We start from the raw sequence: 15,518 nt of genomic DNA on the forward strand, positions 1-15,518 counted from the left end.
ATCATATACTTTTTTACATATCTGTATTCAAATGGATAATAAACGTAGAACCAACCATCCATTGAGAATTATATTCTATTTTATAACCTGCAAGATTACACAGATATTTTACTATAGCAAGTCCAAGACCGGAACCACGAGCATATTTTTTCGCATCAACTCCACGATAAAATCTCTCAAACACTCTTTCCTTTTCTTCATCACGTATTCCTATTCCTTCATCTTTTACTATTATTTTATCTTCAAAAATAGATACATATACCCTGGAGTTTTCATATGAATATTTTACTGCATTTGAAATAAGATTTCTCAATATTGTATAAATTACAAAAGGATCTCCTTTAAGCATTTCTACATTTAAATCCAGATCAATACTAACATTCTTTCTTTTAATTTTCTCCTCGAGATCATTTTTTACATCTTCAAAAATCTTTTGAGGATCAAAAATTTCGAATTTTAAAACATAATTCTCAAATTCAGCCAACGATAACAAAGTCAATTGATCAAGAATCCTCTCTATTTTATTAATAGAATCTCTAACCTTCTTTAATGGTTTAATCGCTTCATTATCGTTTAAAATATCCATAGCAAGATATATATTACCTTTTGCAACAGACAATGGTGTTCTTATTTCATGGGATAATGAAGTTATAAAATCAGATTTCACCTTTTTTACCAATTCCTTTTCTGTTTGATCCTTTATAATCAACACATTATAATTTGATAGATATTTTAAAAAACAATATTTACTTTCTCCCTGAAAAAAATAGACAGTGGTTTCTATTTCAAAATCTTCATTATTAATAATAGCTTTAATAAACTCATCTATCTCATTAAACGTAATTATGTTTATTAACTCAATTCCTTTCTTAAATCCAAAATCCATTGCCGATTTATTAATTTCCTTCACTTTTATCTTATCGAGTTCAATATACGCTTCTTCTATAAAATCCAGGATTTTCGTATCCATATTATTCCTCCACTTCCCATGCCTGAGGATTAAACTTATATCCAAAATTCCTTACAGTTTTAATCCATCCTTTTCCTATTTTAGATCTAATCATACTAATATGAACATCTACAACTCTATCTGTTATATAATCACTGTCAAACCAGATTCTATCAATAATTTCTTCTCTTGAAAAAATCTTCTTATTATTTTTAGCTAATAACAGCAAAATTTCAAATTCTTTTGCAGTTAAATCTATTACATTATTTTTATGTTTAACCACATAATTTCCAGAAAAAATTTCAAGTGGTCCAAATTCCAATTTCTCATCTTCGTTTTTAAGTCTTTTTAGAAGAGCACGCACTCTTGCAACAACCTCTCGCGGATTAAACGGCTTTGTTACATAATCATCAGCTCCACTTTCTATCCCATATATCTTATCCCTATCTGTATTCTTTGCAGAAACAATTATAATCCCGGTATTTCTATTTGCTGAACGAATATAAGGGAGAATTTCCACAGAATCTCCATCAGGAAGCATAATATCAAGAAGAATAATATCCACATGATTTTTAGAAAGAAATGCTTTCATTTCCTGAATATTTTCAACCTCAAAAACATCATATTTTTCAATTTCCAGATATGTCCTCAAAATTTCGCGAATATCACTATCATCCTCAACAATTAAAATAGATGCCATTATTCCCCTCCTAAATATATTTCAATATTTCCTCTCCTTTTTCAATATACACAATCTCCTCACAAAGATTAGTAACCTGATCAGAAATTCTTTCAATATCTCTTGCTATTAAAACATATGGAATAATAGAACGTTCATCGTATTTCCCATTTTTAAAATCTTCTAATATATTTTTTCTATTTTCTATTTCAAGTTCGTCTATAATGTTATCCTTTTTCCATATTTCTATTGCAAGTTCTATATTCCTTTCATTAAAAGCTTTGAATACCTCCTTAAGCATCTCTAAAGATAAACCTATCATTTTCAGCATATTTTCATTTAATTTTGCATGTTCGTTTAACTCTTCAAATTCAAATGTTTTTTGCGCTATATTACAGGACAAATCTCCTATTCTTTCGAGATTATTGGAAAACTTTATCATTGTGATTATATATCTTAACTCTTTTGCAAGGGGATTATACCTTGCAATTAATTGATAAACCTCTTCTTCTATCTTTCTATTTAAATTATCAATTTTATCATCAAGATCTAATACTCTTTTAGCCAGCATTTTATCATTTCCTTCAAGTGCTTTAATTGACATATTAAAAGACTCAAGAATCAACGATAACATCTTTGATATATCAGCCTTTAAAATCAAAATTTCATTCTCAAAATGATGTATATTTTTCATTATATAACCCCCATTATCCTATTCTTCCATTTAAATAATCTTCGGTAAGTTGATTTTGTGGATTTTCTATTATCTCAGAAGTTTTTCCGCTTTCTATTAATTCACCCTGATACATAAAATAAAGATAATCTGAAATTCTAATAGCCTGAGAAAGATTATGCGTTACAATAACAATAGTATATTTTTCTGAAAGTTCCTCTAAAAGCAACTCTATTCTCTGAGTCGCAATTGGATCTAAAGCAGAAGTAGGTTCATCAAGCAATATAACCTCTGGATCAACAGCAAGCGCTCTTGCAATAACAAGCCTTTGTTGTTGCCCGCCAGAAAGTGTAAGAGCAGACTTATGTAATTCATCCTTTACCTCTTTCCATAATGCTGCTTTCCTTAATGAAATTTCAACTATCTCATCAATCTTTTGCTTATCTTTCACTCCATGAATCTTCAAACCAAAAGCCACATTCTCATATATAGACATGGGAAATGGCACAGGTTTCTGGAATACCATACCAACCTTTTTCCTATATATTGTAAGATCAATTTTACTATCATATATATTCTTTCCTTCAAAACAAATCTCCCCACTAATTCTATATTCCGGTATAGTATCATTCATTCTATTAATGCTTCTTAATAACGTAGACTTTCCGCATCCAGATGGCCCTATAATAGCACTTATCTTATTCTCCTTAATAGTTATATTAATATCTTTAAGAGCCTGTTTATCACCATACCATGCATTAAAATTTCTTACAGTAATTATATCATTACAACTTTTAATTATTGTTTCAGTTGCCATTTATCTTCCTCCTCAATCTAAACGCAAAAGAATATATTATTAATACTACTATCATCAATACAGAAGCTGTTCCCTTTGCCATCCATTGTGCATCAGCTCCATATGCCATAACAATATTATATATATGTGTAGGCAAAGTCATTACAGGATCTTTTATACTTCCTGGCAATTGCGTTGAATAAAAAACAGCAGCTGTAAGCAAAACCGGGGCAGTTTCTCCCATAACCCTTCCAGATCCAATTAACACAGCTGTTAAAATTCTCGATTTAGCTGCAGGCAATATTACCTTAAATATCATCTCCGTTTTCTTTGCACCAAGTGCATAAGCCGATTCTCTTAATACATCTGGAATAGCCTTTAAAGCTTCTTTAGTTGCAGATGAAATTATTGGCAATGCCATAACAGAAAGCGTTAAAGCTCCTGAAATTAAAGATGTTTTTAATCCCATTGTAATAGAAAACAACGCGAGTCCAAAAAGTCCGAAAACAATAGAAGGAACTCCAGACAACGATGTTATAGCTATATCAAGTAATCTTCCAATTCTATTATCGCCATACTCTGAAAGAAATATTCCCGTTAAAACTCCAACAGGTATCGATATTGCAAGAGTTAAAAATAACAAATAAAAACTTCCCAATATTGCAGGAAAAATACCTCCTTCTGTCATCATATCTTTTGGAAATTGTATAAAAAATCCAAAAGAAAAAAACCTTATACCATCAAAAATAACAAACGCAAATATTATAAATACTATAACAAAAAGCAAATAACTAATACTTCTAAACACAACAGATACAACCTTATCTCTTGCCATTTTCATAACTCCTCACAAAATTTTTTGAAGATATAGTAAGAATAACAGAAATTACCAATAACACAAGCCCTGAAACAAATAGAGCAGAATAATGAATACTTCCAATTTCCACCTCTCCCATCTCACTTGCTATTGCAGCAGTTAATGGTCTCACAGGATCAAAAATAGATTGTGGAAGCATATTCGCTCCTCCCGCAGCCATTAATACAACCATTGTCTCCCCAATTACCCTATTGATTGTTAAAATAATGGAATTAACTATTCCAGGCAACGCTGCAAGAGTAACAATCTTAAATACCGCTGTAAATCGTGCACTTCCCAATGCCAGCGCTCCTTCCTTTAAACTCTTATCAACAGAACTCAAAGCTTCCTCCATTAATGATGCTGTATACGGAAAAGACAATAAAACAAGTCCTGACACAGCTAACAACATATTTTCCGGAGACCATGCTCCTATTTCTAACATCAACGGAGAAAGATAAATTACAAGAAACATACCAATAATCACAGATGGAACTCCAGAAAGAAGATCTATTGCAGACTTTATTAATCTTTTTTCAAATGGCTTTGCATATTCATACATAAAAAAAGCTACAATATATCCTAAAGGGATAACTATAAGCGATGTAAAAATCGTCAATAAAATAGAATTAATTAACATAGTTAAAATACCGTATTCAGGCTCATCATAAGTTGGATACCAGTTAAAACTCGTGAATATTTCTATACCGGCACTTTTCAATGCCGGTATAGACTCATGAATAATAAAAACAAATATCAATATCAAAGCCCCTATCCCCAGAAATGCAGTTATATTAATAAGCATAAAATTCAACTTATCTTTTAACTCCCTCAAAAAAATCACCTCATTAAAAACCATATGCCGCTACATATCCTGCCTTCTCAACAAGTTCCTGTCCTTTTTTCGACAATCCAAACGTGATATATTCCTTAACAGGTCCAGATTCAGGCCATCCATTGGTTACATCTATAAACATATATAAAGGTCTTGAAATCGGATATTTAGCAGTTAAAATATTTAATTTTGTTGGTTTTACGCCTTCAACAGTTAACACTTTAACCTTTTCAGAAACATATCCAACTCCAACATATGCAATTGCATATGGATTTCTCGCAACCTGATCAATTTCAAACTGAGTTGATTCAACCATCTTCACAGTAGGAAACATCTTTTCTCCATCTAAAACCTTCTTTTCAAACGTCTCAAATGTTCCAGATGCAGTATTTCTCGAATAAATAACAATCCTTTTTTTAGGTAAATTTGGATCAACCTGATTCCACGTTCTAAGTTTTCCAGTATAAATCCCCTTTAAAGTTTTTAAAGTGATATTATTAATCTTCAATCTTGGATTTACAATTATTGCAATTCCGTCATATCCCACAACTATTGGCGCAAAATATAATCCTTCTCTATTCATCTTATCTATCTCTTTCTTCTTTAAAAATCTACTTGCATTTGCAATATCCGTAGTCCCATTAAACAAAGCTGCTATTCCTGTTGATGATCCTGCACCTTCAAGTGTAATTTCAATTTCCGGGTTATTCTTTTTTAATTCCTCAATCCATAATTGAGCAATTGGAAACACCGTATTTGATCCTTTAATAATCAATCTTTCAGCAAAACCTTTACCTAATATAACTAATACTAAAACAAGAAATAACCCTATACTTTTTTTCATCTTCATTCCCTCCTATTTTTTATTTTTACATCTGTAGTATAGATTAAATTTTTTTAGCATTTTTTTGCTTATATTAAGAAATGTTAAGATGAAAAATCTAAATAACATATTACTTTTATCTATCAAAAAGTGGTATAATTAAAATAGAGAAATTTTATTTAAATAGAATTAGTGCAAAATTTCATTAAGTAATCACAAATTCTATAAAGTGGGGTGGGACAATGTTGCTGTATTTATTAATAACAGTACCTCTTTTAGCCTTATTATTCGCAATGTATAATTATCGTTCTGTATTAAAATTGGATGAAGGTACAGAAAGAATGAGTGAAATAGCCTTAGCAATACGAGAAGGCACCAGAACATTTATTAATCACGAGTACACAACAGTTGGAATATACATTGTATTTATTTCTATTATCCTGGCTATAGTAACAGATATAAATACCGGCATTGCATTTGTTATAGGAGCTATAATGAGTGGTAGTGCTGGTTATGTCGGAATGAAAATGGCCACATATGCAAATGTTCGTGTATCCAACAGCGCAAGAACAACCAAAAATATTGGAAAAACACTAAAAGTTGCTTTTCAAGGCGGAAGCGTAATGGGATTATCAGTAGCAGGATTTGCATTATTGGGACTAATTATAATATATATAATATTTGGAAAATGGCAGGGATTACTCAACATCGAAAATATAAAAGTAATAAGAAATTGGCTGGGGATAAGCTATATTCCATTTGCAATGGTCATCTCTGGTTATGCTTTAGGTTGTTCTGTAATTGCAATGTTTGATAGAGTCGGTGGTGGAATATATACAAAAGCCGCTGATATGGGAGCTGATCTTGTTGGAAAAACAGAATTGGCCTTACCAGAAGATGATCCAAGAAATCCTGCAACAATAGCAGACAATGTCGGAGATAATGTTGGTGACGTTGCCGGATTAGGAGCAGATTTGCTTGAAAGTTATATAGGTGCAATTATCTCTTCAGTAATATTAATACTATATGCCAGCTTTATTCTATCAAAAAACAATTCCATCATATCTTATGAAACCACATATAAATTAATAGTTTATCCTGTTATCTTTGCAATCATGGGATTAATAGGCGCAATGTTGGGAATATTCTATGTAATAAAAAAGAAAAGCACAGACAACCCTCACAAAGAACTAAACACTTCACTTCTATTCTCTGCAACCTTTACAGGAATATTTACTTTAATAGCTGGATATTATTACCTCAAAGACCTTCCTCAAAATGAATTAAAGCTACTTGGATTTAAATATGGCATATTTTCACCATGGCTATCAGCTATGTTAGGAATTATTTCTGGTATTATAATAGGATTATTAGCTGAATATTACACAAGCGACAAATACAAACCTACACAAGAATTAGCCACATTTGCAAAAGGCGGTCCTGCAATAATCATTTCAAAAGGTATGGCTTTAGGAATGAAAAGTGTATTATATCCCGTCTTTATGCTAATGTTTGGAATTCTTCTTGCAAATTATTTTTCAGGATTATACGGTGTTGCAATGGCTGCAATGGGAATGCTTTCATTTGTAGCCGCAACTGTCTCCGTTGATTCATATGGCCCAATTGCTGACAATGCCGGAGGTATTAGTGAAATGGCAGAACTGGACCCAGAAGTAAGAAAAATCACTGATATGCTTGATTCCGTTGGAAATACAACTGCAGCTATAGGAAAAGGATTTGCAATTGGTTCTGCTGCATTTGCTGCCTTATCCTTATTTGCATCATATGTCTATTCACAAATTAATCCGGATATGGCAGTTGATTTAAAAACACTTTTAAATATCAATTTAATAAGTCCAAGAACAATTGCAGGGGCATTATTTGGAGCAGCATTACCTTTTTATTTTAGTGCATATTTAATTGATGCTGTTGTAAATGCAGCCGAAAAAATGGTGGAAGAAATAAGGAGACAATTTAGAGAAATCCCTGGACTAATGGAAGGAAAAAACAAGCCTGATTATAATAAATGTATAAAAATAAGTAGTGAAGGAGCTTTAAAAGAAATGAAAACACCTGCTTTAATTGCTGTATTAACTCCTATAATTTCAGGATTCATTTTTGGTACTGAATTTGTAGGAGGACTCCTTGCAGGAACTACCTTTAGTGGTGTAATGCTTGCAATTTATACAGCAAATGCAGGTGGTGCATGGGATAATGCAAAAAAATACATTGAAAACAATAATCTTGAAGGTGAAGGAAAAGGAACAGAAGCTCATAAAGCCTCAGTTGTTGGAGATACAGTAGGTGACCCATTGAAAGACACTGTTGGTCCTTCATTGGATATATTAATAAAAATCATGGCTGTAACTTCCTTAATTACAGTTTCAGTATTCAAAATATATCATCTATTTTGATTTAAACCATAACAAAGACTCTCCCGGACATTTTATTATGTTCCGGGAGAGTTGTTATTTAAGCATATAGGTGGCTATTTTTAATTTTTTATTTTAAAAGCTATAAATAGGATTTTGAGATTGCTATAAAATATTTATTTATAACTAACATTCTACATAAATAGTCACAATTTTTCTGACAATTTATTATAATAAATATATTTTTACAAAATAGAAAAGTGTTGATAATATAAACGCAATAATCATTGATTATAATATCAATGTAATTTGGAAGGCTCAAAATCCTGAAGAAAGGAGAGTCTTGTTGTAGCATAAGTGTATTATGTTGCGACAAGACTCTTTTTTTATTATATACACCAAAACCGAAAGGAGATGATATTTTAGAAAATATTATTAAATAAAAAATTTAAATCCGGATTTTAAAGGCTCTAACAGCAAAAGATAGCTTTTTATTTTTTCATCTACAATTTTATGAACGAGCCTTGTTATATTCCCTCCTCCACAAAGGGAATGGAATTCAAAGAGAAAAATCATTAAAATCCAAAGACTTATACTGCAACAAAATATTCTTGAGCTTATTTTTTTCAACATTTCAAATGAATTTTAAAAAAGTCTTGTTTTCAAAAAAACTCAAATATTTTCAAGTCTCGAGCGTTGAGAAGAGACTTTCAACAGCAAATAAAACTACAATGTATTTTTAAATCCGGAAAATTAGCTTAATACTAAAAATTGTGGAGGAGGGAATAGTATGAATAAAAATTTCATGGAAGCATTAAAAGAAGAAGGAAACGTATATTACACAGGAAATGGAGCATTGAGTTTAAAAAATAGCGGAAATAGTTTAGTTGATTTCTTTTACAGATGTGGGATTTTAATGAACCAGCCAAAAAGATTTGAAGAATTATTCCTTAATGCATTTGCAGAAGATAAAGAAAAAGCTATAAAAATATTATTTTACTCAAGGGATGTAAGAGGCGGTCAGGGAGTAAGAAGAACATTTAGACATATATTAAAAAAGTTAGGAAATCTATACCCTGAAATAGCAGTGCAGATAATAAAATATGTACCAGAATATGGAAGATGGGACGATTTATATGCCTTTGTTGGAACAAAGGTAGAAACAGAAGCATTTGAATTTATGTATAAACAAATAATAGAAGATGTAAAAAACTATAAGGATAACAAGCCAATAAGTCTATTGGCAAAATGGTTAAAGTCCGAAAACACAAGTTCTAAACACTCTGTAAAACTTGCCAAAATAACCAGAAAATATTTTAAAATGGACTCAAAAACATATAGAAAAATGTTGTCTGAATTAAGAAAATATATAAAAATAGTAGAAAGAGATATGAGCGAAAACAAATGGGATAACATTGAATATGAAATAGTCCCATCCCGGGCAATGAAAAAATATCACAGAGCATTTTATAAACATGATGCTGAAAGATATGAAAAATATCTTGAAGAAGTAAAAAATAACAAAAAGAAAATAAACGCAGGGACATTATATCCCCATGATATAGTAAAAATGGTATTAAAGGAAGAAAATGAAACTGCAGAAATGCTATGGAAAAATCTACCTGACTATGGAATTGAAGAAGATGCCATAGCAGTAGTGGATACATCGGGATCAATGTACGGATGTGGCGAAAGTTTGATCCCAATAACAGTAGCAGTTTCATTGGGAATATACTTTGCTGAAAGAAATAAAGGGAAATTTAAAAATTACTTTATAACCTTCTCCGAAAAACCTGAATTACCGGAAATAAAAGGAGAAACATTATACGAAAAAGTCCAGACATTATCCCAGGCATATTGGGATGCGAATACAAATATAATAAAAGTATTTGAATTAATATTAGAAACTGCCAAAAAAGGCGGATATACTATAGAAGATATACCTGAAAAAATATACATAATATCTGATATGCAGTTTGATATGGCTGTATCAGACAATAGCAAAACAAACTTTGAAGCAATAAAAGAAATGTACGAAAAAGCAGGATACCCAATGCCACAACTAATATTCTGGAATGTAAGTAGTTATGGAAATGATGTTCCTGTTAAATTCGATGAAAATGGAACTGCATTAATATCAGGATATAATCCAGTAATATTAAAATACATATTGACTGGAAAAGACATAAATCCATACGAAATAATGGAAAATGTAATAAACTCTGAAAGATATAAAAATATACATATAAACTAAAATTTCCAGCCATCTACTCTTTACGATGGCTGGTTTTTTATATATAAAATAACTGATTTTTTGATATAAGTTGCAATTACATTTAATAAAAGATTTATAAAAAAACTAAATATAAAAGAAAAACAAAAGAAAGATATTCGCAAAATAGTCAAAATTATAAAATACGCATAAATAAACCAAAACATATCTACGAGGTTCGCAGAGGTTTATGATTTTGTAACACTTTTCAAAAACCACTTGACAAAAGGATTTTAGAATGTTATAATAAAAATAGTTCGTATACGGACCTAAATTCAAAAACACAAAATCTCTGAAAGCAGCTTAAACAAAAGAAAACTGAAAAACAGGTACGAATATAGATGAAAAGCGGATTACAGAGATTTTATTCGAAAAAATGCCGAAAATTTCAAAATTAAAAAACAGGTTCGAAAAATCACCTTCTAAAAAACGCTAATAATAACCATTCTAGAAACCAGCTATCCGAATATCACTACTCTCTGAAAGAGATAGAAACAATCCCATTCAACGTTTAATACTTTTTTAAATAACCAATTATATCCGAATATCACTACTCTCTGAAAGAGATAGAAACAATCTTTTCTATATACTTTGCACCAACCTTTATATTGCCAATCCGAATATCACTACTCTCTGAAAGAGATAGAAACAGCGTAACGCTGTTTTCTGTAACCCGTCTTGCTTTTTACAAATCCGAATATCACTACTCTCTGAAAGAGATAGAAACTCGTTGCCCTTTCTGAGAATAACCAGAAAAAACCACTTTAATCCGAATATCACTACTCTCTGAAAGAGATAGAAACACATTCTTTATCTTGACTGTCTTTACCTTCATCATAACTATCCGAATATCACTACTCTCTGAAAGAGATAGAAACTCTTTTCAACTTCTGCTAAATTGTGAGCTAAGTTTCGTTCTATCCGAATATCACTACTCTCTGAAAGAGATAGAAACTCTTCTTCCAATTCTTTTAATTCTTTTTTGTATTGCTTTAAATCCGAATATCACTACTCTCTGAAAGAGATAGAAACAATAAATTCTACACCATATGGTTTTTTCATTTTACCTAATAATCCGAATATCACTACTCTCTGAAAGAGATAGAAACAGTATTTATTACCTGTCTTTTATGCGTTTTATTGTACTTTAATCCGAATATCACTACTCTCTGAAAGAGATAGAAACTTTGATTTTTAATTGTAATATGTAGAACAATCTTTATTCTGATCCGAATATCACTACTCTCTGAAAGAGATAGAAACATATCTAACAACATAACCTTTAATTAAACCACTATTCTTTTATCCGAATATCACTACTCTCTGAAAGAGATAGAAACTTCCAGCTTTTCAATGTGTGGGAATATTATATACTCCCACTCATCCGAATATCACTACTCTCTGAAAGAGATAGAAACAGTATATAATACTCCCAATCGTAACCGACAAAAATTTTACATCCGAATATCACTACTCTCTGAAAGAGATAGAAACAAATATTGAAATAACTATAATAAGACTCTTGTAAACACCAATCCGAATATCACTACTCTCTGAAAGAGATAGAAACAATATTATTCTACCTAACCTTTCACCTTCTATTCTATCTCATCCGAATATCACTACTCTCTGAAAGAGATAGAAACATGAGGTGGAACATGCCACCTCAAAAAATTATATCATATAAATCCGAATATCACTACTCTCTGAAAGAGATAGAAACAATGCTTGATATGCATCTTCCCAACTATTATATTTAATCTATCCGAATATCACTACTCTCTGAAAGAGATAGAAACTGTTGAATCACTAACTCAGCGCCAGTTATGCCGTCGAAGTATCCGAATATCACTACTCTCTGAAAGAGATAGAAACGAATTACTTCTCCTCTGGCCTTTTTGCGAACCCCATGATGTATCCGAATATCACTACTCTCTGAAAGAGATAGAAACGTTTATCTATTTCTTCAACCATTAAATTGATTATTGCATCATCCGAATATCACTACTCTCTGAAAGAGATAGAAACCGTTTTTAAACAACAAACCTCTACCAGTGCGATTAAAAACTATCCGAATATCACTACTCTCTGAAAGAGATAGAAACTTTGATAGTGTAGTATAATCAATATCACGTTGAAGATGTTTATTCGAATATCACTACTCTCTGAAAGAGATAGAAAGCTCCTGCATTAAAAGCAGGAGCTTTTTTATCTTTTAATCACCAAAAACTATTTTAAATTTCTCCTATAAATATTGACATAATAATTTCATTATGTTAAAATTATAATATATACTTCAAATTTATTTAGTTGGTGATAATATGAATTTTAAAGAATTAGCTTTTAAGGCTGAAGAAGATTTTGACTTTGAAAAAGCTATTGAATATTATAAAAAAGCATTTAATGAATTAACAATTAATGATGATTCATTAATTCGCTATGCAAATTTATTATTTGATTTTCAAAAATTTGAAGAAGCAGAACCAATTTTTGAAAAAATAGTTTCTGAAATTAATGATTCGGAGTATATGAGTAAACTTGCTATTATTTATGAAGAAAATAATAAATTTGAAAAAGCATTGAAAATATACAAAGAATTAGGAATAGAATCTAAAGTGAAAGAGCTCTCAGATAAAATCGAATTAAAAGCACCATCTCAAAATGCAATAAAACGTTTTATGACGCTTTTTTCAGGAAGAGAAGATGTTTTTTCTATTCAATATGAAGGTGGATACAGACCAATTAGAAGACCTTTGAATTTTCATGATATAAAAGATCATTTTTCTGGCAAAAAAACTTTAGGAATATATCTTTTAAAAAAGAATGATACTGTTAAATTTGCAGCATATGATATAGATATAAAAAAGCATTATTTAAATAGAGAAGATAAATTTGTATATGAAGAAAATAGTAAAAAAGTTGCTAAACGATTATCCAGAGAATTGAATTTGGAAAATATAATTCATTATTTTGAATTTACTGGCAATAGAGGATATCATATATGGATATTTTTTGATATTCCTGTTTCTGCTTATAAAATAAAATATATTATGGAGAAAATTTTGGATAGGATTGAATTAGAAGAAGGTATCGATGTTGAAATATTCCCAAAACAAACATCTTTAAATGGTGGATTAGGGAATTTAATAAAAGTGCCTCTTGGTGTTCATAAAAAGACAGGTAAAAAATGTTTATTTGTGGATAATGATTTTAATGTCATTGAAAATCAAATTGAATTTCTGAATAATATAAAAGAAAATAAGGCAACTGAAATTGATAAACTTTTTAGAGAAATATTCAATGAAAATGATTATGATGATTTTAATGTTACATATAAAAAAAGAACAACCAGTTCTAAAAATTCTGCATCTAAAAAAATTAAAAGTTCAATTAGAAAAACGCTGCCAAAAAGTAATAAGAATATTTTTACCCAAATGATTGAAGGATGCCATATTTTAAAACAAATTAACGAAAAGATAGAAAAAGAGGCATATATTACAGAAGAGGAAGAAATGATTTTTATAAAATCACTTGCTAATCTTGAAAATTCAAAAAAGTTTATAGAAATGAAATTATCTCAAACAATTAATTTTTCAAAAAAACGTATTGATATGATTATAAAACAAAGTTTAGGCGTTCCAATAACCTGTGAAGAGATACGGAAAATTATATTGAATAAAGATATATCGTTGAGTCTTGAAAACTGCACATGTAAATTTCAGGGTAATTATAATTCACCATATGCAATTGTAGAAAATATAGAAGAAATGTTTCTTGATAAGATTGACATAAATGACATTGCTAAAAAGATTGTTGAAAAAAATGCTGAAAAGTTTGAAATAGAAAAAGAAATTAAAAATTTAAAAAGAATGATAGCTAAAAAGATGGGCGATTCAAAAGAGTTAAGAACCGAAATAGGTACAATAAAAAGATTTGGCGATGATATAGAAATTATATTATAAGGAGATTTTTAAATGATTTTGTATATCACAGAACAAGGAGCTGTGCTTTCTAAAAGAGAAGGACGACTTGTTATTTCTAAAGAAAATTCTATTATTTCAGAGATTCCGTTAAATAAAATTGAAAAGATTAATTTAATGGGGAATATTTCCCTTACTACTCCAATTATTAGCTATTTTCTTGATCATGAAATAGAAGTTATTTTTATGACGAAAACTGGAAAATACAGAGGAAAATTATATACCGATGAATACAGAAATGTGTTATTAAGATTAAAACAATACGAACGCTCTTATGATGAAAAATTCAAACTGAAAATTTCAAAAGCAATAGTTAAAGGAAAACTGAAAAATTCATATGATTTTTTGATTAATAGAAGTAGATATTTACCTAAAGGAACTTTAAGCAAGGAAATTGCTTCGATTAGAAAGATTATAGAAAAAGTTGATAAAGGAAAAAATATTGATGAAGTAAGAGGATTTGAAGGAATTGGTTCTAAATATTATTTTGAAGGATTTAAAAAATTAATAAAAAACGAAAATTTCAAATTTGAAAAACGCATTATGCACCCACCAAGAGATCCTGTAAATGCCATGCTATCATTTGGATACTATCTTTTGTATAACGAAGTTATGGCAGCTATTAATATCGTTGGATTAGATCCATATTTTGGCAATCTTCATACCATAGAAATATCAAAAAAATCACTTTTATTTGATCTGGTTGAAGAATTTAGAAATATCATAATAGACAACTTTATACTTAAATTAATTAATAGAAATGAAATAAGCAAAGATGATTTCAATAAAAAAGATGAAAATATTATATATTTTACAGATGAGGGAATGAAGAAATTTATATCCAAATACGAAGAGATGATATCTCAAAAAATGCGATATCATTTAGACGAAGAAACAAATTATATTAGAACAATATTTCAAAAGCAGGCAAGGCATTATGCCAGAGTTGTTATTGGAGATGAAGAGGAATATATTCCATTTTATAGGGTGGGGAATTAAATGTTTTATGTTGTAAGTTATGATATTACAAATGATAAAAGAAGAAGAAAGGTTGTAAAATATCTTGAAAGTTATGGAGTTAGAGTTCAATACAGTGTTTTTGAAACGGAATTAAACCAGGACCAATTAAAAAAACTTATAAAAGGTTTAAAAAAGCAAATAAAAAAAGATGAGGACACCATAAGAATTTATCCCATATCTAAAGAAAGTAGAAGATATATTGTCACAATAGGCATTGATAAAGGAAAGTATTACGACAAGGATTTTTTAATAATATGAGAGAG

General features: G+C 29.9%; 12 protein-coding genes and 1 CRISPR repeat array. Of the genes, 5 read left to right on the plus strand and 7 right to left on the minus strand.

Annotated features, from left to right (window positions below; translation table 11 throughout):
- Positions 1 to 13: 13 nt before the first annotated feature.
- The 7 genes from MARPI_RS01925 to MARPI_RS01955 are packed head-to-tail and all read right to left on the minus strand — an operon-like array spanning position 14 to position 5,632.
- The gene (locus MARPI_RS01925) at positions 14 to 970 is read right to left on the minus strand and encodes a sensor histidine kinase (protein WP_014295909.1); all 957 of its coding nucleotides are present in this window, start codon (positions 968 to 970) and stop codon (positions 14 to 16) included.
- 1 nt (position 971) lies between these two features.
- Positions 972 to 1,649, minus strand: coding sequence for a response regulator transcription factor (locus MARPI_RS01930; protein WP_014295910.1), 678 nt, complete (start codon positions 1,647 to 1,649; stop codon positions 972 to 974).
- A 10-nt stretch (positions 1,650 to 1,659) separates the two neighbouring features.
- Entirely contained in the window at positions 1,660 to 2,322 is a 663-nt protein-coding gene (phoU, locus tag MARPI_RS01935) for a phosphate signaling complex protein PhoU (protein ID WP_014295911.1), read from the minus strand.
- A gap of 13 nt (positions 2,323 to 2,335) precedes the next feature.
- Positions 2,336 to 3,118, minus strand: coding sequence for a phosphate ABC transporter ATP-binding protein PstB (gene pstB, locus MARPI_RS01940; protein WP_014295912.1), 783 nt, complete (start codon positions 3,116 to 3,118; stop codon positions 2,336 to 2,338).
- Positions 3,108 to 3,932, minus strand: coding sequence for a phosphate ABC transporter permease PstA (gene pstA / locus MARPI_RS01945; protein WP_014295913.1), 825 nt, complete (start codon positions 3,930 to 3,932; stop codon positions 3,108 to 3,110). The genes pstB and pstA overlap by 11 nt, the downstream gene beginning before the upstream one ends.
- Positions 3,919 to 4,788, minus strand: a complete 870-nt coding sequence (locus MARPI_RS01950) for a PstC family ABC transporter permease (protein ID WP_014295914.1) — start codon at positions 4,786 to 4,788, stop codon at positions 3,919 to 3,921. The genes pstA and MARPI_RS01950 overlap by 14 nt, the downstream gene beginning before the upstream one ends.
- 13 nt (positions 4,789 to 4,801) lie before the next feature.
- Entirely contained in the window at positions 4,802 to 5,632 is an 831-nt protein-coding gene (locus MARPI_RS01955) for a phosphate ABC transporter substrate-binding protein PstS family protein (protein WP_014295915.1), read from the minus strand.
- A gap of 221 nt (positions 5,633 to 5,853) precedes the next feature.
- Here MARPI_RS01955 and MARPI_RS01960 point away from each other — a divergent pair, with 221 nt between their 5' ends.
- The 5 genes from MARPI_RS01960 (at position 5,854) to cas2 (ending at position 15,513) form a co-directional block, all read left to right on the plus strand.
- Positions 5,854 to 8,025, plus strand: coding sequence for a sodium-translocating pyrophosphatase (locus MARPI_RS01960; RefSeq protein ID WP_014295916.1), 2,172 nt, complete (start codon positions 5,854 to 5,856; stop codon positions 8,023 to 8,025).
- A 748-nt stretch (positions 8,026 to 8,773) separates the two neighbouring features.
- A complete protein-coding gene (locus MARPI_RS01965; RefSeq protein ID WP_014295917.1) occupies positions 8,774 to 10,237 on the plus strand; it encodes a DUF2828 family protein in 1,464 nt (487 codons plus the stop codon).
- Positions 10,238 to 10,715: 478 nt separating this feature from the next.
- Positions 10,716 to 12,437: a CRISPR direct-repeat array (repeat unit 36 nt; unit sequence ATCCGAATATCACTACTCTCTGAAAGAGATAGAAAC).
- Positions 12,438 to 12,576: 139 nt separating this feature from the next.
- The gene (locus tag MARPI_RS01970) at positions 12,577 to 14,217 is read left to right on the plus strand and encodes a CRISPR-associated primase-polymerase type A1 (RefSeq protein ID WP_014295918.1); all 1,641 of its coding nucleotides are present in this window, start codon (positions 12,577 to 12,579) and stop codon (positions 14,215 to 14,217) included.
- A 12-nt stretch (positions 14,218 to 14,229) separates the two neighbouring features.
- Positions 14,230 to 15,234 (plus strand): CRISPR-associated endonuclease Cas1, encoded by a 1,005-nt coding sequence (gene cas1 / locus MARPI_RS01975; RefSeq protein ID WP_014295919.1) that lies wholly within the window; start codon positions 14,230 to 14,232, stop codon positions 15,232 to 15,234.
- Positions 15,235 to 15,513 (plus strand): CRISPR-associated endonuclease Cas2, encoded by a 279-nt coding sequence (gene cas2, locus MARPI_RS01980; RefSeq protein WP_014295920.1) that lies wholly within the window; start codon positions 15,235 to 15,237, stop codon positions 15,511 to 15,513.
- The last annotated feature ends 5 nt before the right edge of the window (positions 15,514 to 15,518 follow it).

Origin of the sequence: Marinitoga piezophila KA3, assembly GCF_000255135.1 — a bacterium.
Taxonomy (GTDB): Bacteria; Thermotogota; Thermotogae; order Petrotogales; family Petrotogaceae; genus Marinitoga; species Marinitoga piezophila.

Excerpts from the sequence above, each read along its gene's own strand:
- cas1 (WP_014295919.1), top strand. The coding sequence starts at position 14,230 with ATGATTTTGTATATCACAGAACAAGGAGCTGTGCTTTCTAAAAGAGAA.
- MARPI_RS01925 (WP_014295909.1), bottom strand. The coding sequence starts at position 970 with ATGGATACGAAAATCCTGGATTTTATAGAAGAAGCGTATATTGAACTC.
- MARPI_RS01970 (WP_014295918.1), top strand. The coding sequence starts at position 12,577 with ATGAATTTTAAAGAATTAGCTTTTAAGGCTGAAGAAGATTTTGACTTT.
- phoU (WP_014295911.1), bottom strand. The coding sequence starts at position 2,322 with ATGAAAAATATACATCATTTTGAGAATGAAATTTTGATTTTAAAGGCT.
- pstA (WP_014295913.1), bottom strand. The coding sequence starts at position 3,932 with ATGGCAAGAGATAAGGTTGTATCTGTTGTGTTTAGAAGTATTAGTTAT.
- MARPI_RS01965 (WP_014295917.1), top strand. The coding sequence starts at position 8,774 with ATGAATAAAAATTTCATGGAAGCATTAAAAGAAGAAGGAAACGTATAT.
- cas2 (WP_014295920.1), top strand. The coding sequence starts at position 15,235 with ATGTTTTATGTTGTAAGTTATGATATTACAAATGATAAAAGAAGAAGA.
- pstB (WP_014295912.1), bottom strand. The coding sequence starts at position 3,118 with ATGGCAACTGAAACAATAATTAAAAGTTGTAATGATATAATTACTGTA.
- MARPI_RS01960 (WP_014295916.1), top strand. The coding sequence starts at position 5,854 with ATGTTGCTGTATTTATTAATAACAGTACCTCTTTTAGCCTTATTATTC.
- MARPI_RS01955 (WP_014295915.1), bottom strand. The coding sequence starts at position 5,632 with ATGAAAAAAAGTATAGGGTTATTTCTTGTTTTAGTATTAGTTATATTA.
- MARPI_RS01930 (WP_014295910.1), bottom strand. The coding sequence starts at position 1,649 with ATGGCATCTATTTTAATTGTTGAGGATGATAGTGATATTCGCGAAATT.